The following is an 18,810-nucleotide window of genomic DNA, read 5'->3' as shown; positions in this document are numbered from 1 at the left end:
GCATGGCCCGGCGGCATCGTGCGCCCACATTGCGGTGGTAGCGCCGGGCCATGCCCGGCGGCCTGTTCGCGCAATCGACGCGCCGTCAAGAGCTTGTCGCCTCCCCCTGCCCTCGCTACCCTGACCGGGCATTCCAGCGCTTCCCGACCCCGGCGACGAACTCCCGTCGGCACCCGGGGCCCCCGCGCTCCAACCTGGTCCGGCATGTCCAACTCCCGTTTCGTACATCTCCACGTCCACACCGAGTTCTCGCTGGCGGACTCGACCATCCGTGTGCCGGCCAAGCCGGACCAGGCCGACCCGAAGAAGGCCAAGCAGGCCAACCTGCTGTCACGCTCGGTCGAGCTGGGCCTGCCCGCGCTGGCGGTGACCGACCTCAACAATCTGTTCGCCCTGATCAAGTTCTACAAGGCAGCCGAAGGCGTGGGCATCAAGCCGATCGCCGGCGCCGACGTGATGATCGCCGAGGAGGGCCAGGACCCGTGGCGGATGACCCTGCTGTGCCGCGACCGCGAAGGCTACCTGAGCCTGTCACGGCTGCTGACCCGTGCCTGGATGGAGGGCCATCGTCCGGAAGGCGGCGTCGCCGTGCATCCGGACTGGTTGAAGGCGGGCAACGCCAACCTGTTCGCGCTGGCCGGGCGCGAGAGCCTGGCCGGGCGCCTGGCGCTGGACGGCAAGCACGACCTTGCCGAGCAGCATCTGGCCGACTGGCAGCGGGTGTTCGGCGATGGCCTGCACCTGGAGCTGACCCGCACCGGCCGCGATGGCGAGGAGGCCTTCAACCGCTTCGCGCTGATGGCCGCCGGCCAGCGCGGCCTGCCGGTGGTGGCCAGCAACGATGTGCGCTTCCTTGCACCGTCGGACTTCAGCGCGCATGAGGCACGTGTGTGCATCTCGACCGGCCGCGTGCTGGACGATCCCAAGCGGCCGCGCGAGTACAGTGACCAGCAGTACCTGAAGTCGGCCGAGGAGATGTGCGCGCTGTTCGCCGACATCCCCGATGCGATCGACAACACGCTGGCGCTGGCCGAGCGCTGCAACATCGAGATGCGGCTGGGCACCTACTTCCTGCCCAACTACCCGGTGCCGGACGACGAGACCCTGGATACCTGGATCCAGAAGATGTCGCGCGACGGCCTGGAAGAACGCCTGCAGAAGAATCCGCTGGCGCCGGGCAAGACCCGCGAGGAGTACTTCGAGCGCCTCGAATTCGAGCTCGATACCATCATCAAGATGGGTTTCCCCGGCTACTTCCTGATCGTGGCCGACTTCATCCAGTGGGGCAAGAACCAGGGCATCCCGATCGGCCCGGGCCGTGGTTCCGGTGCCGGTTCGCTGGTGGCGTGGGCGCTGAAGATCACCGACCTGGATCCGCTGCCCTACAACCTGCTGTTCGAGCGGTTCCTGAATCCGGAACGCGTGTCGATGCCCGACTTCGACATCGATTTCTGCATGGACCGCCGCGACGAAGTGATCGACTACGTCGCACGCAAATACGGGCGCGAACGCGTCAGCCAGATCATCACCTACGGCACCATGGCCGCCAAGGCCGTGGTGCGCGATTCCGGCCGTGTGCTCGGTTTCCCCTATGGCCTGGTTGACGGCGTCTCCAAGCTGATCCCGAACATCCTCGGCATCCACCTGAAGGATGCGCTCGGCAAGGGCAAGGAAGGCCCGGGCTCGGAGATGGCATCGGCCGAGCTGATCCAGCGTTACGAAACCGAAGACGATGTCCGTGACCTGATCGATCTGGCGCTGCAGCTTGAAGACCTCACCCGCAACGCCGGCAAGCACGCCGGTGGCGTGGTGATCGGCCCCGAGCCGCTGAGCGAGTTCTGCCCGCTGTACGCCGAACACGACGAGAACGGCATCGGCAAGAACCCGGTCACCCAGTTCGACAAGAACGACGTGGAAGAAGTGGGCCTGGTGAAGTTCGACTTCCTTGGCCTGCGCACGCTGACCATCATCGACTGGGCGGTGAAGGCGATCAACAAGCGCCACGCGCGCGCCGGCATTCCGCCGGTGGACATCGCGGCGATCCCGCTGGACGACGCACCGACCTACAAGGACATCTTCGCCAACGGCAACACCGGTGCGGTCTTCCAGTTCGAATCCTCGGGCATGCGCCGCCTGCTGAAGGACGCACGCCCCGACCGTTTCGAAGACCTGATCGCGCTGGTGTCGCTGTACCGCCCCGGCCCGATGGACCTGATTCCGTCCTTCAACGCGCGCAAGCACGGGCAGGAAGAAATCATCTATCCCGATCCGCGCACCGAAGCCATCCTCAAGGACACCTACGGCATCATGGTGTACCAGGAGCAGGTGATGCAGATGGCGCAGATCGTCGGCGGCTACTCGCTGGGTGGCGCCGACCTGCTGCGCCGTGCGATGGGCAAGAAGGTGCCGGCCGAAATGGCCAAGCACCGCGAGATCTTCCGCGAGGGTGCGGCCAAGGGCGGCGTCGACGGCCCCAAGGCCGACGAGATCTTCGACCTGATGGAGAAGTTCGCCGGCTACGGCTTCAACAAGTCGCACGCCGCTGCCTACGCGCTGGTCAGTTACCAGACCGCGTGGCTCAAGCGCCATTACCCGGCCGAGTTCATGGCGGCCACGCTGTCTTCGGACATGGACAACACCGACAAGGTGGTCGGCTTCCTCGACGAGGTGCGCAACCTCGGCCTGACCGTGCTGCCGCCGAAGGTGAACCAGTCCGCCTTCATGTTCGAGGCAGCCACGCCGGACACCATCCAGTACGGCCTGGGTGCGATCAAGGGTGTCGGCCAGGGTGCCTGCGAAGCGGTGGTGGACGAGCGGCTGCGGGGCGGAAACTACACCGACCTGCTCGATTTCTGTACCCGCGTCGGCTCGGCCAAGCTCAACCGGCGCACCCTGGAAGCGATGATCAACTGCGGCGCACTGGATGAGCTGGGCCGCAACCGCGCCTCGCTGATGCTGCAGCTGCCGGAAGTGATCAAGGCCACCGAGCAGATGGCACGCGAGCGCGCCTCCGGGCAGAACTCGCTGTTCGGTGGGCCGGACCCGAGCGCGGCGACGATCCAGCTGGACCTGCCGGAGGCCGAAGAGTGGCCCCTGCTGCAGCGCCTGAACGGCGAGCGCGACACGCTGGGCTTCTACCTCAGCGGCCATCCATTCGATCCGTGGCGCGACGACGTGCGCGATCTGGTCGGCAACGATCTGGGCGCGGTGGAAAAGATCTGGAGCGCCAACAGCGGCGGTGGTGGTGGCGGTGAGAAGCGGTGGCGGCCGGAAGTGCAGACCGTGCTGGCCGGCCAGGTGGTCGGCGTTCGCCGCAAGGGCGAAAGCCAGATCTTCATCCAGCTCGAGGACGGGCGTGGACGCGTGGAGTGCAGCGCGTTCTCCGACACCATGGCCGAGTTCGGCCACCTGATGACCAAGGACCGCATCCTGGTGGTCAAGGGCGGCCTGCGTGAAGACGAATTCAACGGTGGCTACGCCCTGCGCATCCGCCAGTGCTGGGATTTCGATGAGGTCTGCGCCAACTACGCTACGCGCCTGTCGCTGCGGCTGGACCTGCGCCAGCAGCGGCCGGTGTGGGAGCGCATCGATGCCCTGCTCGACCGCCATCGCCCCGGCCGCACGCCCCTGCGCCTGGACCTGCTGCTGAAGGGCCCGCACGGCGGTATCGCCGGCATGCTCGACGTGTCCGGACAGAGCGCCGTGCGCATCGACTCGAAGCTGATGGAAGCGCTGCGCGCCGACCCGGCCGTGCGCACCCTGAAGGTGCGCTACAGCCCGCCCTGGGCCAGCTGATCCCGCCCCGCCAGGTCCCGCGTCCAGCCGGCGCGGCCAAGGCAGCGCGCTGCCTGCCGGCCAGCCCCTCCGTACGCTCCAGACAGGGGCGTACGGGGAATTTCACCGGGTTCGGCTACACTTTCCTCCTTCTTTACACGACGGCTTCCGATGAATCCGAACTACCTCGACTTCGAGCAACCCATCGCCGACCTGGAAGCGAAGATCCAGGAGCTGCGCAACGCCAGTGCCGGTCCGGCGGTCAATGTCGAGGCCGAAGTGCACGCGCTGCAGGACAAGCTGCGCATGCGTACCGCACAGATCTTCCGCAACCTGACCTCCTGGCAGGTGCTGCAGCTGGCCCGCCACCCGTCGCGGCCCTACACCGCCGATTACATCCGCATCATCTTCGATGAGTTCCAGGAACTGGCCGGTGATCGCGCCTTTGCCGACGACAAGGCCATCATGGGCGGCCTGGCCCGCATCAATGGCCGCGCGGTGATGGTCATCGGCCACCAGAAGGGCCGCGACACCAAGGAGAAGATCAAGCGCAACTTCGGCATGCCCAAGCCCGAGGGCTACCGCAAGGCGCTGCGCCTGATGAAGATGGCCGAGCGTTTCGGCCTGCCGGTGCTGACCCTGATCGACACCGCCGGCGCCTGGCCGGGCATCGACGCCGAATCGCGCGGCCAGTCCGAAGCGATCGCGCGCAACCTGATGGAAATGGCCGAACTGAAGGTGCCGGTGATCTGCACCGTGATCGGCGAAGGCGGCTCGGGCGGCGCGCTGGCACTGGGCGTGGGCGACCGCACCGTGATGCTGGAGTACGCGGTGTATTCGACCATTACCCCGGAAGGCTGCGCCTCGATCCTGTGGAAGGACGCCGGCAAGGCCAAGGACGCGGCCGAACAGCTGGGCCTGACCGCCCCGCGCCTGAAGAGCCTGGGCCTGGTCGACAAGGTCGTGCGCGAGCCGACCGGCGGCGCCCACCGCAACCCGACGCAGATGGCCCGGCGCCTGAAGGCCGTGCTGCTGAACGAGCTGGACGCGCTGGACAAGCTGTCCACCGCGGAACTGCTCGAGCAGCGCTACAAGCGCCTGCGCAGCTACGGCACCTACGAGGCGGCGTAATCGCTGCTTCCGCTGCACGGTAACGGCTGAAGCCGGGCAATGCCCGGCTTCAGTGCCACATCCGTGTGGCGATACGTCCCTGTTCCTGCGCGTACGGGCCCGCCGTACGCCGATCTGCTTACCAGTTGTAGGACATGCCCAGCGTGGCGCTGACTTCGCGGTAGCCGGAGTCACCGCGGCTCACGTCCAGACCGCCCCAGCCCGTCCAGCCCTTGGTGAATTCCACCCGCGCGCCTGCACCCAGCGCGTAGCGGTTGCGCGGCACGTCGCTGTCCATGGCCACGTCATCGAACGCCATGCCACCCGTGCGGGCGTCGCGATACCAGTTGGCGGTCAGGTACGGGGTCACCACGGCGCCATGCGTGCTGGTCGATTCCGCTTCCAGGCGCAGGCCGAGGCGGCCGGACAGGCCACTTTCGCCCAGGCCACGCACCACGGTGCCGTTCTGCTCGGTATGTCGATCCGTGCTGACGTTGGTGTAGACCAGCTGCAGCTCCGGCTGCAGGCTGATCCTGCTGTCGCCCAGCGTGCCGAGGCCGAAGCGGTAACCCGCCTCCAGCGAACCCTGCCACAGGTCGCTGTCGTAGCGCTCGGCAGCCAGGCCATCGCCTTCCACCCGGTTGTTGAAGCGGCCGTGCTGCACCCAGCTGTCCACATAGGCACGACCAGTGTTCCAGCTGCCGTACACCCCTGCGGCCACGCCGGCGACCTTGCCGCGTGCCGCAAAGCCGGTCAGCGCCGAGGTGCTGGTGCTGTCAGCACGCCCACTACCGAGCATCACGCCCAGGCGGCCACGCCCTTCATCGAACAGCCCCACGTCTGCGCCCACCTGCACCACATGGCGCTGCGTGCGCAGATCCAGCTGCTCCTGCATGGCCCCCAGGCGCGCCTGCTGGCTGTCCACGCTTGCCCAGCCGTGCACACCCTCGGCAACGGCCGCATTGCCGTCGCGATCACTGCGATGCAGGCGGAACAACTGCCCTGCGGCGTACTGGTTGGCCAGGTACGCGCCGGTCTCCGGGCGCAGCACCGGCTTCGGATCCGGATTGATCGGACCGGTCGGGTCGCAGTCGGGCAGCGACGGATCCAGGTCACAGGGATCCGGCGGCGTCACCGGCAGTTCCGAACGCAGGTACCAGTTGCCGTCGGCCTCATCCTTGAACAGGAAGTACTCGTACTGCCCGCCGACCGCACGGCCGACCAGGTCGAACTGCGCGTCGGACGCGCCGTTGATCTCGATCAGCTCGATGCCCTTGTCGGTCTGCGCGCCCTGGCCGCCGGCGTTGAGCACCCGCACATTGGCCTGCCCGGTCGCATCACCGGCGATCACCAGGCGGTCGGTCTGCGAGTCGTCCTCGCCAAGCACCGTGTTGAATACCAGCGTGCCGCCGTTACCGACGAACTCGTCCAGGGACAGCGTGTTGAAGCCGCCCGCGCCGTCGCCCAGCTTGACCATGCTGCCCGCATCCAGCTGCAGACGGCCGACACTGCTGTCGCCGGTCAGCTGCCAGGTGCTCTGCTCCCCCACCGCCACCGAGCTCGCATCGACGATGCGGCCGATCAGCGTGGCGCGGTTGCGCAGCGAGACATCCAGCTGGCCCGTGTAGGAGGTGCGATCGGCAATGATGTCGCCGGTCAGCGCCGCGTTCTCCACGTTGAAGCGCACAGCAACGTTGCCGACCTGCCCCTCCTCGCCATGCTTGACCAGCAGCAGCGTGCCATCGCCGGCAATCAGGCGCGCACCGTTGCGGATGTTGATCTCGGCGGATTCGCCGTCGACGTCGGCATCGGGACTGCCCCAGTCGACATCGGGATTGACCCAGATCGCCGGGCCGGTCTGCGACTCCAGGGTGGAATTGTCGACGTTCAATACCAGGTTGTCCGCACCCCGATATTCGAAGTACATGACGGCGCCGTTGCGGCTGGCCCGGATCGTCGAACCGTTGACGATGTCAGCCCTGCCCGCGCCCATACTCAGACCGACGTTGTGGTACCAGGCAGTGCTGTCGCGGTGTGCCACCTTCAGGTGGGAATTGTCCATCAGAAGGTACACGTCGCCCTGTCCACCGCGGCGGTCCGGGAACAAGGCGATGGCACCACCGATGGAATCGATCCGCGTGTTGTAGAGGCGTGCCGACGAATCGACCGAGATGTTGAACTGGGTCATGCCCAGGTCGATGCGGCTGTTGCGCGCGATCAGGCTGGAACCCGATTGCACGTGAATGTTCTGATTGGCATTGCGGACCAGCACATCCGCACGCGTGAGCACGACGTTGGAGCCGTAGGTCGCATTGATGCCGTAAGTGGACGCGTCGGTCACCGTCAGGTTGGACCCATTGGTCACCTGCCATGCTTCGATCGGATCCCCCTGCACCACCTCGTGATCCTCGCCGTTGAGGTTGCCGGCCAACGCGTGCTGCGCCAACGGCAGGGCCAGTGCCAGCAGCAGGCACTGCGAGAGCGGACGCAGGGCAAGGGAACGCCCGCCTGCGGCGGAACGATGGGCATGTTTCATGATGGATCTCCAGAGGGGGCACGTATGCGGCACAGCGTGCGTGCAGTACCTGGCATTCCCATCCATGCCCACGCGGAGCAATGGCGGGACTGTTGCAGGCAGCCGCTGTGTCGAAGGCGCGCAGTATCTGGAGACGCACGGGCGGGGCCCATGCAATTTGTTGCAAGGCGCGCCGCTTGTCAGGTTACGCGGCGATTCATCTGGAGGTGCGCGATGTGCGCCGGCTCAGAAGGGTTTGGCCAGCACCAGCCAGACGATCGGAATGAAGGCCAGCAGCGGGATTTCGTTGATCCAGCGCAGCGCGCGCGAGGACGGCAGAGGCCGGCCCTTGGCGACGCCCTTGAGCAGGCGGCCGGTCCAGCCGAAGTAGACCAGCAGCAGCACCACCAGGCCGAGCTTGGCATGCAGCCAGCCGGCACCGCCCGGCGCGACCATCGTCGGGAAGTCCGGAATGACCCGGTAGCCCAGCCACAACACCAGTCCCAGGACGAAGGCCAGGCCGAACATCGAGTGGCCGAAACGGTACAGACGCAGGCCCATCAGCTGCAGGCGCTCGACCACCGCGGGTTGTCCCGCCGCCTCGGCCAGGTTCACCAGGATGCGCGGCAGATAGAACACCGTCGCCATCCACGCCACCACGAACACGATGTGGAAGGTCTTGACCCAGTAGTAGCTCTGCATGCGCTCGCTCCAGCGGCTGGCGTAGGTGGCGGCCATTCTCGCATGGCGTGCCGGTGTACCGGCTGCGGTCGGCGCGACCGATCGACGCACGGCGAGCGGCAACGCCGTACGATAGGCGCCGTTTTCAACGAAACCTCCTTCTGCGTGGACAAGACCTACGACGCCGCCTACTTCCAGCGCTGGTACCGCCGGGCCGACATCGGCGGCAGCGCCCGCCTCGCCCGCAAGGTGGCATTGGCGGTGGCCAGTGCCGAGTACTACCTGGAGCGGCCGATCCGCAGCGTGCTGGACATCGGCTGCGGCGAGGGGGCCTGGCGCGCGCCGCTGCGGAAACTGCGTCCGAAGGTCGAGTATCTGGGCTTCGACAGCAGCGAGTACGCTGTGCGTCGCTATGGCCGGACCCGCAACCTGCATCTGGCCCGCTTCGGCGACTTCGCCTGGCTGCGGCCGTGCGCGCCGGTGGACCTGCTGGTCTGCTCGGACGTGATGCATTACGTGCCCGACCGCGAGCTGCGCGCCGGCCTGGCGGGCGTGGCCGAGCTGACCGGCGGCATCGCGTTCCTGGAGACCTTCGCAGCCGAGGACGCGTTCGAGGGCGACCACGAGGGCTTCCAGGCCCGCCCGGCAGGCTGGTATCGCCGGACGCTGGCCCGGCACGGCCTGCAGCCGGCAGGGTCGCACTGCTGGCTCGGCCCCGCCCTGGCAGGCGATGCGGCCGCGCTGGAACGGATGTGAATCCGGATTCATTATTTTCAGCCAACTTAACCTGCGGGACACCCGGATGGGATATGCTGCGCGGCAACATATGACCATACATATTCGGTCGTCATGCTCTATCAACTGCACGAACTGACCCGCAACCTGCTCGCCCCCTGGGTGCACCAGGCCCAGGCCAACGCCAAGTTCTTCGCCAATCCCGGCCACTGGTGGTCGCAGATGCCGGGTGCCGAACGCCTGGCGGCGGTCAACGAACTGTTCCATCGCATCGGCAAGGATTACGAGAAGCCCGAGTGGGGCATCAACGAAATCGAGGTCGAAGGCGAACGCGTGCCGATCGTCGTGCACGAGGAAGTGAGCAAGCCGTTCTGCAAGCTGCTGCGCTTCAAGCGTCACAGCAACGAAGCCGACCAGCTGCACACCATGCTCAACCAGCCCTTCGTGCTGGTGGTGGCGCCGCTGTCCGGCCATCACGCCACGCTGCTGCGCGATACCGTGCGCACGCTGCTGCGCGACCATCGTGTCTACGTCACCGACTGGGTCGATGCGCGCATGGTTGCGGCCAGCGAAGGTGATTTCGGCCTGGACGACTACATCGCCTACATCCAGCAGTTCATCCGCCACCTTGGCGTCGAGCGCCTGCACGTGGTCAGCGTGTGCCAACCGACCGTACCGGTGCTGGCCGCGGTGTCACTGATGGCCAGCCGTGGCGAGCCCACCCCGCGCACGCTGGTGATGATGGGCGGTCCGATCGACGCACGCTGCAGCCCCACCGCGGTGAACAATCTGGCGACCCAGAACCCGCTGTCCTGGTTCGAGAACAACGTCATCCACAGCGTGCCGGCCGGCTACCCCGGCGCAGGCCGTCGCGTGTACCCGGGCTTCCTGCAGCACGCCGGCTTCCTGTCGATGAATCCCAGCCGCCATTTCAGCTCGCACTGGGACTTCTACGCTGACCTGGTCAAGGGCGATCTGGAAGACGCCGACGCGCACCGCCGCTTCTATGATGAGTACAACGCGGTGCTGGACATGCCTGCCAGGTACTACCTGGATACCATCCGCGTGGTCTTCCAGGACTTCCTGCTGCCGCGCGGAGAGTGGGTGGTCAACGGCGAAAAGGTCGACCCTTCGGCGATCCGCGATACCGCGCTGCTGAGCATCGAAGGCGAACTGGACGATATCGCGGGCCTCGGCCAGACCGAAGCTGCGCAGGCGCTGTGTACGGGCATCCCGGCCGAGCGCCGCGAGCATTTCATCGTCGAAGGCGCCGGCCATTACGGCATCTTCAGCGGCCGCCGCTGGCGCGAGGTGGTGTACCCGAAGGTACGCGACTTCTTCGCGGCGCACGCAGAAGCGCCAGCGGCAAAAGCGAAGAAGAAGAGCAACGTCACCCCGCTGCGCCGCAAGGCGGGCTGACCCTGCACCGGGGGTCGGATCCCTTTCCAACGGAAAGGGCTCTGACCCCGGCACCCCGCTCGAACGGGGTCAGAGCCCTGTTCTGCGAACAGGGATCCGACCCCTCGTCGCTTACAGGCGCACCAGCAGGTTCTTGGCGATCAGGCCATGCAGCTTGCCAATGCCGCGTGCCAGGTGCAGCGTCAGCAGCAGCAGCAGGGCACCCGCCGCGGCGACCACGATCCCGACCAGCGGCGAGGCAGCCATCGGCAGCACGTTCACGCCATCAACGTACACGCCCGGGATTTCCCCGCTGAAGATCGCTGCCACCGGCGCCCAGATCAGTCCCAGCGACAGCGACAGCAGCGTCACCGCGATGGTGAAGTAGACGATGCCCAAGGGCAGCATCAGCACGAAGTACAACAGGGTCAGCCAGGTGCGGCCGTCCGTGAACATGTCGCCGATACGCTGCAGCCAACTGCGGCTGCGGTCGGTATAGCGCGGCCGCCGCGGCATGCGCTCGCCCAGCAGCGCCTCGACCAGGCGCCCCTCCAGCAGTGCCAGCCCGCGCACCGAACCGAAGAACAGCACGGTCAACGGCACGCCGATGATCAGGATCAGCAGGCCGAGCGACAGCGACAGGCCGGTCACCACCCAGGTGAAGAAGAAGATGCCGGTGGCCAGCGACAGCAGCATGTAGAACAGCGCGCCATAGGTGTGCGGATCGGCCACCACGCCAAAGAAGCGCGACAGCAGCGAGCGCGGCACCGGCACCGGCGGTGCCGCGGCCGGTTCCACACCACTGGCCTCGGCTGCCACACGCAGCACCGGCGCGGTGTCGGCGCGCGGCGTGCGCAGTGCGCGGTTCACGGTGACTTCCGTTTCGCGGTAGATCTCCGCCACTTCATCCGGCGCACCGTAGCTGCCGGCCACATCGGCAATCACCTCCGCCTCGCTGCGACCGGGCTGGGCGGCCAGCTCGGAACGCAGGTATTCCTCGGCGTCATACAGCGCGTCCTGCACCATCGCCGGATCGGCGCCCTGCAGCGCCTCGCGCAGCTGCGCCAGGTACTGCGGGATGGTGGTCGGCAGGGCGCGGCCTGCCAGGCTCGGGTCGTTCATTGCGGTACCCCCTCCAACACGGAATCGACGGAATCACGGGTGGCCTGCCAGGCCTGGCGCCACTGCGCCAGCACTTCGCGGCCACGGTCATTGATGCGGTAGTAGCGCCGGGGCGGCCCGCTGCTGGAGGGCTCGACATGGCTCTCCAGCAGGCCGCCGCTCTCCAGGTTGCGCAGCACCGGGTACAGCGCGCTCTGCTTGCCACTCAGCACGCCCTCGCCCACGCGCTCCAGCTCCTTGGCGATGAGGTACCCGTACAGCGGCTCGCCGGTACGGGCCAGCACCGCCAGCAGGGCCAGCGACACGGTTCCGGCGCTGAGCTCCTTCTGGAACTTCTTCAGGTGGATGTCGTCTTCCGACATGCCCGGCCCTCCACTACGTTGAAGTCCACAGTAGTGCGAAGTTCGGTATAGCGAATGTGTCGTTAGTCATCCTGCCGGTTGGCGTGGCCCTGCGCCTCGCGCAGAATCGAGGGCTCGTTCATGTTCCGGGGTTTCCATGCCGCACCGTCGTCGCCTTGCCCTGACCGCCCTCGCCCTGGCCTGCCTGTTGCCCTCGCTGGCCAGCGCAGCGACGCCCTACCGCAGCCCGCAGCAGATTCTTGACGCCTCGGCCGCCAGCGATTGGCGCACCCCCGACCCGGCCAACCTGCTGTACATGGATCTGCCTGCCGGCCGGGTGATCATCGAACTGGCGCCCCAGTTCGCACCACGCCATGTCGCCAACATCCAGACGTTCGCCCACGAGCACTTCTGGGACGGCACCAGCATCTACCGTTCCCAGGACAACTTCGTCGTGCAGTTCGGCGATGCCGACGCCGATGACCCGGCCAGGGCCAGGCCGTTCGGCAGTGCCGCGCGCAAGCTGCCGGCCGAGTTCGAGCGTGCCAGCGCCGGCCTGAAGGTGAGCGTGCTGCCGGACCGCGATGGCTGGGCGGCGCAGACCGGTTTCGTCGATGGCTTCCCGGTCGGGCAGGATCCGCAGGCCGGCAAGGCCTGGCTGGCGCACTGCTACGGCATGCTGGGGGCCGGTCGCAACAACGACGAGGACAGCAGCATCGGTGCCGAACTGTACGTGGTGACCGGGCAGTCGCCACGTCAGCTGGACCGCAACATCACCCTGGTCGGTCGCGTCCTGAAGGGCATGGAACTGCTCAGCGCGATCCCGCGCGGCCCGGCGCCGATGGGCTTCTATGAAGACCCGAAACTGCGCACGCCGATCATTTCGATCCGCCGTGCCAGCGACGTGGTGGCCGCCGAACGCACGCCGATCCAGGTGTTGCGTACTGATTCAAAGACTTTCGCCGATACGGTGGAGGCGCGACGCAATCGCGTGGATGATTTCTACAAGCGTCCGGCTGGGCATATCGATCTGTGCAATGTTCCGGTGCCGGTGCGGTGATGGGTTCCTGCACGTGACGCGTGCTGAAGGTGCTTCACTGTTCATGAGCGTCACTTTTCTTTGTACGCAAAGAAAAGTAACCAAAAGAAACGTTCCGCCGACCGCGAGCCGATGCGCGTTGCGCATCGGTACCCTGCGCTCCTCGGCCCGTCGAGGGACGGCGCGGGAACTCGCTGCGCTCAGACACCCGCGCCTCTTCGCCCTCGCCGGACCTGCGGTGCTCGGCTCGCTCAAGGCGGACCCAGATCAAAGTCCACAGCTGCACCCAGCAGATCCACGTCAAGCGTGGATGCTGTTGCTGTTGCTGTTGCTGGTGATCTTGACCTTCAGTCCGCCTTGAGCGAGCCGAGCATCGCAGGGGAATCAGGGGCGGAGAGGTGCCGATGTCTGAGCGCAGCGAGTTCGGCACCGTCCCCTGATTCACCGAGAAGCGCAGGGGACCGACGTGCGAAGCACGGCGGCTCGCGGCTTGGCGGCGCGTTTCTTTTGGTTACTTTTCTTTTCGCGCGAAAAGAAAAGTAACACCCATGAACAGTGAAGCACCCTCAGCACGCGCCACGCGCAAAACGCCAACGCATCAGCCCTTCTGACTCACCGCCACGCTACCCAGAATCAACGCACCCGCAATCAGCATCTGCAGCGTCACCGGCTCACCCAGGAACAACCACGCGAACGCCGCACCGAACAGTGGAATCAGGTAGGTCACCGTGGATGCACGCGACGGGCCGATGCGGCCGATCAGACGGTAGAACATCAGGAACGCCAGCCCGGTGCAGGCCACGCCCAAGGCAATCGCCGCGCCCCACGCCTTGAGCGGAATCGCGGCCTGCGGCCAATGGCTCACCGCCATCGGCAGCATCCACAGCGAGGCGCAGGACAGCGTCGCCGCCGCCGCGGCAGCAGACGGCAGGCCCGCCATGTGCCGCTTCACCAGGTTCACCCCCAGTCCGTACAGCAGCGATGCCGCGGCGCCGGCCAGCACGGCCGTGCCGATGCCCAGGCCCGAGACCTTGGCCGTCGCCAGCACCACCACGCCGGCAAAGCCGACCAGCAACGCACCCGCGCGACGCACACCGATCTTCTCGCCGAAGAACAGGAAGGCGATGAGCGCGGCGAACAGGACCGTCATCGCATTGCAGATCGCACCGATCGCCGCCGGTGCGTGCTCGGCGGCGTAGGCGAACAGCACGAACGGCAACGCCGAGTTGACCAGGCCGATCGGCGCCAGCCACAGCCAGCGCCGCGGCGGGAACTGCGCCCGCGCGCGCCACAGGAACGGCAGCAGTACCAGTGCCCCCAGCAGCAGACGCACCTCGACCAGGGCGAACGGGCCGAACGATGGCACCGCCACCCGCATGAACAGGAACGAGCACCCCCAGATGGCGCCCAGCAGGGTCAACTCCAGCGGCGTGCGCCAGTCGCGCTCGGCCGCCTGTGGGACCGCATTCATGCCCTGCCTCCGTCCATCATCCACTCCTCGGTTGGTACAACAGGATCAGACGCAGACGCCCGCCGCACAAGCGCGTAGTATCGCTGCCAGCCACAAATATGGTTTGAGGCTGGACATGCAGCTACGCCCTTCCCTGCTCCCTGCCCTGGCCGTGTTCGCGGTCGCCGCGCGCCACCAGAACTTCGCCCAGGCCGCGCAGGAACTGCACCTGACCGCCAGCGCGGTCAGCCACCATGTCCGCCGCCTGGAAGAGGTGCTGGAAACCCGCCTGTTCCTGCGCCATGCCCGCGGCGTGCGGCTGACCGCCGAAGGCCGGCAGCTGGCCGACGCCGCCAGTGCGGCGTTCACCGATGTCGCCGCCGTCGCCCACAACCTGCATCCGGATGCGGACAGCGTGCCGCTGCGCATCACCACCCTGCGCTCGCTGTCGTACTGCTGGCTGCTGCCACGCCTGCCGCGCTTCACCCAGGCGCATCCGCACATTCGGGTGGAACTGCACACCGGCAGCGGCCTGGACCGCTACGACGACAACGGACCGGAGGTGGGCATCCGCTATGGCCTGGGCCAGTGGCCGGGGCTGCACGCGCAACACCTGATGGACGACAGCCTGTTCCCGGTCGCCTCGCCGGCGCTGCCGGGCGTGGAAGCCCTGCACGATCCGGCGCGCATCGCCGAGCTGCCGCTGCTGACCGATCTCTCGCCGCAGGGCTGGCGCGACTGGTTCCGTCATGCGGGCGTACGCCCGCCCTCGCCGCTGCCGCCGATGCACACCTTCGCCGACAGCACCGATGCGATGCGGGCCGCGGTGTATGGCATGGGCGCGGTGCTGGCGCGCACCCACATCGCCCAACCCTACCTGCAGCGCTACGAGGTGGTGCGGCTGCCTGGGCCCGCCCTGAAGGCCCGCTATGCGTATTACGTGGTGCATGCCGAAGGCCAGCCGCCCAGCCCTGCCGCACGCCTGTTCATCGATTGGCTGCTGGCCCAGGCACAGGACGACCGCACACCGATCCCGGCACTGCCCGACAGTCTGCTCGGCCGCGCGCCCACGCCCGGCTGACCAGGCCCTCACCCGGTCTTTGCCCATCGCTGGCTACGCTGCGGATACCTCCACAACGACCTGCATCTGCCATGGCCCTGCTGCGAATGCGCATTACTGGAACCGAAGACGACGCCCGTGCGATCAGCGACCTGCTGCTGGGCCTGGAAGGCATCGAACATGTCGAGGAAACCGACGATCTGATGCCACACATGGACGACGATGACTCCAGTTCGGCAGGACTGTCCGATGACATCGGTCCGGGCATCCACGAACTGGAGGTGGAGGTGGGCAACGAAAGCACCGCGCAGAAGGTTCGTGACGCGGTGCAGGAGCTTGCGCTGGAGCTGGACGTGTTCGTCGAATACGAGACCGACGAAGGCTGAGCATCGCCGGGCGTGGCCCGGCGAACCCGCGCGTTACGGCGTCCGACGGCGGCGACGCAACCCCGCCCTCACACCCCATCCTGCGATCAATGCCAGTACCGCGACCGGCAGCAATGCAGCCGCCGCACGGATCAGGAAGGCGATACTGGTACTGAGGATGCTGCCCGACTCGCTCAGCGCATCGCCGATCTCGCTGCGGCCGCGCTCGCCGGAGGTGGTACCGAAGTGCAGCGTCAGCAGCTGCGTATCGATGCGGCGACGCTGCTGCGCGGCGTCCTTGCTGGCCTGCTCCACCCCCGCCTCGATCTCCGACAGGCGCGTGCTGATCGCCAGCAGATCCTCGATCTTCAGACCGCCACGGTCCTGGTAGGCGAGCAGGCGTGCGTGTTCCTTCTCCAACCGTGCCTTGGTCAACGCGGTATCGGCCACCTGCTGTGCAAGATCCTCGGCGCGGGTGGTGCGCGACTGCAGTGTGCCGCCCTCGCCCGCCAGGCCGATCAGGGGCTCCACGCCCTTCGGCGCGATGCGCACACGGACCTCGCCGCTGGGCGAATCGCCACTGCGCTGGTCCACATGCAGCACCGCACAGTCGCCGAACTTCGCACTCTGGCAGGCCTGCGCGACCTGCTGGATGCGCGGCGCGATCGCTTCCGCGTCCAGCTGTACCTGTACGTCGTGTTCATAGGCCAGGAAGGCGCCTTCGGGCGACGCCACGGCTTCGGCTGTGGCACCACCGCCGCCGGCCGCGTGCTCCACCTTCGCGCAGGCCGCCAGGGCCAGCACGAGTGCCGGCACGGTCAATGCGCCCACCCATCCATGCCGGACCGTCACGCTGCGGCTCCGTCGTAGGAGGTCACCGACAGGCCGGCCAGGTCGACCTGCGGCAGGCAGCGTACGTTGACCGCCACCATGGCCGCACCGCTGCGCGGATCCACGGCCTCGCTGTACGGTGCAGTGCCGCACTCGCGGCAATGGTGGTGGTCGATGTGGTGCCTGTTGAACTGGTAGGTGGCCACATCGGCTGGATCGGTCTGCAGCTGGAATGCCTCGCGCGGCGCAAACCACAGCAGGCTGCCGCGGCGGCGGCATATCGAGCAGTTGCAGTCGATGACGTCGCTGATCGGGGCCTCGGCCTGCACCGTGAATGCGATCCTGCCGCAATGGCAGCTTCCCTGGTATTCCATGTCCTTTTCTCCGCTGGCGGGTCCGTGTAGGTGCCAATGGTAATCCTATGGCACGGGGACAAAGCAGCCCTGGCGGCCTATGCTCGGGGTTTGACCCCGTACAGGAACGCCGATGCGCCCGCATCTTCTTGCCCTCGCCCTGGTCGCCGCCCTCGCCGGCTGCCAGCAGGCCGACGCCCCGCCCTCCGGTTCCACCTCCGCCGCCAGCCAGCAGGCCGGTGACGCGGCAGCCGATGCGGCCTTTGCCGATCTGTCCAAGCGCGCCCTGGACACCTGGATGCAGTTGTCCCCGGTCAGCGCCACCCAGATCGGCGACCACCGCTACGACAGCGAGATCGACGACCTGAGTGCTGCCGGCCAGCAGAAGACTGTCGCCGCCTACAAGGCATTGCTGGGCGAGCTGGACAGGATCGACGTGGCCAAGCTGGGCCGGGAGAACCAGGTCGATGCCGCCATCCTGCGCAACCAGCTGCAGTCGGAAATCTGGAACGCCGAAGTGCTGCAGTCCGGCAAGTGGGATCCGCAGCTGTACAACGGCATCGCCGGCAGCGCGATCTACGGCCTGATGGCACGCGAGTTCGCGCCGCTGCCGGAACGGCTGAAGTCGGCCACCGCGCGCATGGAAAAGCTGCCGGCGATCTTCGCCCAGGCCCGCGAGAACCTCGATCCGGCGCGTGTGCCGAAGATCCATGCCGAGACGGTGGCCAAGCAGAACAAGGGCATTCTCAGCATCGTCGATACCTTCATCACCCCGCATATCGGCGAACTGCCGCAGGCCGACCAGCAGCGCCTGCAGGCCGCCATCGATGGCCTGAAGAAGGCCGTGGACGAGCAGCAGACCTGGCTGGACAAGACCCTCGTGCCGAACGCGAAGGGTGATTTCCGCATCGGTGCGGAGAAGTACGACCAGAAGCTCAAGTTCGCCCTCAGTTCTTCGCTGTCGCGGCAGGAGATCGGTGAGCGCGCGCGTGCCGAGCTCAAGCGCGTGCGCGAAGACATGTACGGCATCGCGCAGACGGTGCTGAAGGACAAGCCGGGCGCGCCGGAGATGCCGGCGCAGCCGACCGACGAGCAGCAGCAGAAGGCCATCGAGGCCGCGCTGGAACTGGCCTACGCCGACAAGCCGGCACGTGACAAGGTGGTCGACGACGCCAAGGCCGCGCTGGACCAGTCAACCGCGTTCGTGCGCGAGCACGACCTGATGACGCTGCCGGATGCGCCGGTGGACATCATCCTGATGCCGGAATTCCAGCGTGGCGTGGCCGTGGCCTACTGCGATTCGCCGGGCCCGCTGGACAAGAACCTGAAGACCTTCTACGCGGTGTCGCCGATTCCCGACGACTGGAACGACAAGCAGGTCGATTCCTTCCTGCGTGAGTACAACTCGCGCATGATCCACCTCCTGAGCATCCATGAGGGCACGCCGGGCCATTACCTGGAAGGCTGGCATTCGGCCAAGTTCCCCTCGACCCTGCGCGCGGTACTGCGGTCGGGCCTGTTCGCCGAAGGCTGGGCGGTCTACACCGAGCGCATGATGCAGGAGCAGGGTTACCTCGACAACGATCCGCTGTTCCACCTGGTGCAGCTGAAGTTCTACCTGCGCACGATCTCCAACGCCATCCTCGACCAGGGCGTGCACGTGGACAACTGGGATCGCGAGAAGGCGATGCACCTGATGACCCACGACGCGTTCCAGCAGGAGAGCGAAGCGGCCGGCAAGTGGGTGCGCGCGCAGCTGACCTCGGCGCAGCTGCCGACCTACTTCGTGGGTGCGCAGGAGCACTTCGACACCCGCAAGGCGATGCAGGACAAGCTGGGCGACAAGTTCAACCTGAAGGCCTACCACGACCAGATGCTGTCCTACGGCGCACCGCCGGTGCGCTTCGCCCGCCAGCTGATGCTGGACCAGCCCATCGAGTAAGCGGCTGCGCTGGATGTGGATGATGAACGGCCCGGGCAACCGGGCCGTTCTTCTTTGCGCCGCATCCACGCCCTGCGCGGAACGGCCGCAGCCG

Annotated in this window: 15 protein-coding genes; 8 read left to right on the top strand and 7 right to left on the bottom strand. The window is 66.9% G+C overall.

Annotated elements, in window-relative coordinates:
* Positions 1-204 precede the first annotated feature (204 nt).
* Together dnaE and ACX9OW_RS00975 are read left to right on the top strand one after the other, a co-directional pair.
* Entirely contained in the window at positions 205-3,795 is a 3,591-nt protein-coding gene (dnaE, locus tag ACX9OW_RS00980) for a DNA polymerase III subunit alpha (RefSeq protein WP_262219285.1), read from the top strand.
* A gap of 150 nt (positions 3,796-3,945) precedes the next feature.
* On the top strand, positions 3,946-4,905 hold the full coding sequence (locus tag ACX9OW_RS00975) for an acetyl-CoA carboxylase carboxyltransferase subunit alpha (protein WP_164150798.1): 960 nt from the start codon (positions 3,946-3,948) through the stop codon (positions 4,903-4,905).
* Between the two features lie 118 nt (positions 4,906-5,023).
* Here ACX9OW_RS00975 and ACX9OW_RS00970 read toward each other — a convergent pair whose 3' ends face one another.
* Complete coding sequence (locus ACX9OW_RS00970; RefSeq protein ID WP_459061777.1) at positions 5,024-7,420, bottom strand: autotransporter family protein; 2,397 nt, start codon at positions 7,418-7,420, stop codon at positions 5,024-5,026.
* Between the two features lie 225 nt (positions 7,421-7,645).
* Complete coding sequence (locus ACX9OW_RS00965) at positions 7,646-8,101, bottom strand: CopD family protein (protein WP_053519905.1); 456 nt, start codon at positions 8,099-8,101, stop codon at positions 7,646-7,648.
* A gap of 144 nt (positions 8,102-8,245) precedes the next feature.
* On the opposite strand from ACX9OW_RS00965, the gene ACX9OW_RS00960 reads away from it, so the two are divergent.
* Positions 8,246-8,836 carry a class I SAM-dependent DNA methyltransferase gene (locus ACX9OW_RS00960; RefSeq protein WP_065181170.1) on the top strand — a complete coding sequence of 197 codons (591 nt, stop codon included), beginning with the start codon at positions 8,246-8,248 and terminating at the stop codon, positions 8,834-8,836.
* 93 nt (positions 8,837-8,929) lie between these two features.
* Positions 8,930-10,234 carry a polyhydroxyalkanoate depolymerase gene (locus tag ACX9OW_RS00955; protein ID WP_459061776.1) on the top strand — a complete coding sequence of 435 codons (1,305 nt, stop codon included), beginning with the start codon at positions 8,930-8,932 and terminating at the stop codon, positions 10,232-10,234.
* 111 nt (positions 10,235-10,345) lie between these two features.
* Here ACX9OW_RS00955 and ACX9OW_RS00950 read toward each other — a convergent pair whose 3' ends face one another.
* Positions 10,346-11,335 carry a sensor domain-containing protein gene (locus ACX9OW_RS00950; RefSeq protein ID WP_053519901.1) on the bottom strand — a complete coding sequence of 330 codons (990 nt, stop codon included), beginning with the start codon at positions 11,333-11,335 and terminating at the stop codon, positions 10,346-10,348.
* Entirely contained in the window at positions 11,332-11,697 is a 366-nt protein-coding gene (locus ACX9OW_RS00945) for a PadR family transcriptional regulator (protein WP_111185797.1), read from the bottom strand. Before ACX9OW_RS00945 ends, ACX9OW_RS00950 begins: the two co-directional genes overlap by 4 nt.
* 136 nt (positions 11,698-11,833) lie before the next feature.
* On the opposite strand from ACX9OW_RS00945, the gene ACX9OW_RS00940 reads away from it, so the two are divergent.
* A complete protein-coding gene (locus ACX9OW_RS00940; RefSeq protein WP_459061775.1) occupies positions 11,834-12,736 on the top strand; it encodes a peptidylprolyl isomerase in 903 nt (300 codons plus the stop codon).
* 577 nt (positions 12,737-13,313) lie between these two features.
* On the opposite strand, the gene ACX9OW_RS00935 is transcribed toward ACX9OW_RS00940, so the two are convergent.
* Positions 13,314-14,186 carry a DMT family transporter gene (locus ACX9OW_RS00935; RefSeq protein ID WP_065174688.1) on the bottom strand — a complete coding sequence of 291 codons (873 nt, stop codon included), beginning with the start codon at positions 14,184-14,186 and terminating at the stop codon, positions 13,314-13,316.
* 115 nt (positions 14,187-14,301) lie between these two features.
* Between ACX9OW_RS00935 and ACX9OW_RS00930 the strand changes: the two genes are divergently transcribed.
* A complete protein-coding gene (locus ACX9OW_RS00930) occupies positions 14,302-15,246 on the top strand; it encodes a LysR substrate-binding domain-containing protein (RefSeq protein WP_053518793.1) in 945 nt (314 codons plus the stop codon).
* Between the two features lie 71 nt (positions 15,247-15,317).
* Positions 15,318-15,611 (top strand): hypothetical protein, encoded by a 294-nt coding sequence (locus tag ACX9OW_RS00925; protein WP_053518791.1) that lies wholly within the window; start codon positions 15,318-15,320, stop codon positions 15,609-15,611.
* A gap of 33 nt (positions 15,612-15,644) precedes the next feature.
* Here ACX9OW_RS00925 and ACX9OW_RS00920 read toward each other — a convergent pair whose 3' ends face one another.
* Together ACX9OW_RS00920 and ACX9OW_RS00915 are read right to left on the bottom strand one after the other, a co-directional pair.
* Entirely contained in the window at positions 15,645-16,442 is a 798-nt protein-coding gene (locus ACX9OW_RS00920) for a DUF4349 domain-containing protein (protein WP_459061774.1), read from the bottom strand.
* Positions 16,439-16,795 (bottom strand): GFA family protein, encoded by a 357-nt coding sequence (locus ACX9OW_RS00915; RefSeq protein ID WP_459061773.1) that lies wholly within the window; start codon positions 16,793-16,795, stop codon positions 16,439-16,441. The genes ACX9OW_RS00920 and ACX9OW_RS00915 overlap by 4 nt, the downstream gene beginning before the upstream one ends.
* Before the next feature lie 112 nt (positions 16,796-16,907).
* Here ACX9OW_RS00915 and ACX9OW_RS00910 point away from each other — a divergent pair, with 112 nt between their 5' ends.
* Positions 16,908-18,716, top strand: a complete 1,809-nt coding sequence (locus ACX9OW_RS00910; protein ID WP_459061772.1) for a DUF885 domain-containing protein — start codon at positions 16,908-16,910, stop codon at positions 18,714-18,716.
* Positions 18,717-18,810 lie beyond the last annotated feature (94 nt).

This window comes from Stenotrophomonas genospecies 5, from assembly GCF_054473825.1.
This window is presented reverse-complemented; position numbering and strand designations above follow the sequence as displayed.

Excerpts from the sequence above, each read along its gene's own strand:
- dnaE (WP_262219285.1), top strand. The coding sequence starts at position 205 with ATGTCCAACTCCCGTTTCGTACATCTCCACGTCCACACCGAGTTCTCG.
- ACX9OW_RS00975 (WP_164150798.1), top strand. The coding sequence starts at position 3,946 with ATGAATCCGAACTACCTCGACTTCGAGCAACCCATCGCCGACCTGGAA.
- ACX9OW_RS00970 (WP_459061777.1), bottom strand. The coding sequence starts at position 7,420 with ATGAAACATGCCCATCGTTCCGCCGCAGGCGGGCGTTCCCTTGCCCTG.
- ACX9OW_RS00965 (WP_053519905.1), bottom strand. The coding sequence starts at position 8,101 with ATGCAGAGCTACTACTGGGTCAAGACCTTCCACATCGTGTTCGTGGTG.
- ACX9OW_RS00955 (WP_459061776.1), top strand. The coding sequence starts at position 8,930 with ATGCTCTATCAACTGCACGAACTGACCCGCAACCTGCTCGCCCCCTGG.
- ACX9OW_RS00950 (WP_053519901.1), bottom strand. The coding sequence starts at position 11,335 with ATGAACGACCCGAGCCTGGCAGGCCGCGCCCTGCCGACCACCATCCCG.
- ACX9OW_RS00945 (WP_111185797.1), bottom strand. The coding sequence starts at position 11,697 with ATGTCGGAAGACGACATCCACCTGAAGAAGTTCCAGAAGGAGCTCAGC.
- ACX9OW_RS00940 (WP_459061775.1), top strand. The coding sequence starts at position 11,834 with ATGCCGCACCGTCGTCGCCTTGCCCTGACCGCCCTCGCCCTGGCCTGC.
- ACX9OW_RS00935 (WP_065174688.1), bottom strand. The coding sequence starts at position 14,186 with ATGAATGCGGTCCCACAGGCGGCCGAGCGCGACTGGCGCACGCCGCTG.
- ACX9OW_RS00930 (WP_053518793.1), top strand. The coding sequence starts at position 14,302 with ATGCAGCTACGCCCTTCCCTGCTCCCTGCCCTGGCCGTGTTCGCGGTC.
- ACX9OW_RS00925 (WP_053518791.1), top strand. The coding sequence starts at position 15,318 with ATGGCCCTGCTGCGAATGCGCATTACTGGAACCGAAGACGACGCCCGT.
- ACX9OW_RS00915 (WP_459061773.1), bottom strand. The coding sequence starts at position 16,795 with ATGGAATACCAGGGAAGCTGCCATTGCGGCAGGATCGCATTCACGGTG.
- ACX9OW_RS00910 (WP_459061772.1), top strand. The coding sequence starts at position 16,908 with ATGCGCCCGCATCTTCTTGCCCTCGCCCTGGTCGCCGCCCTCGCCGGC.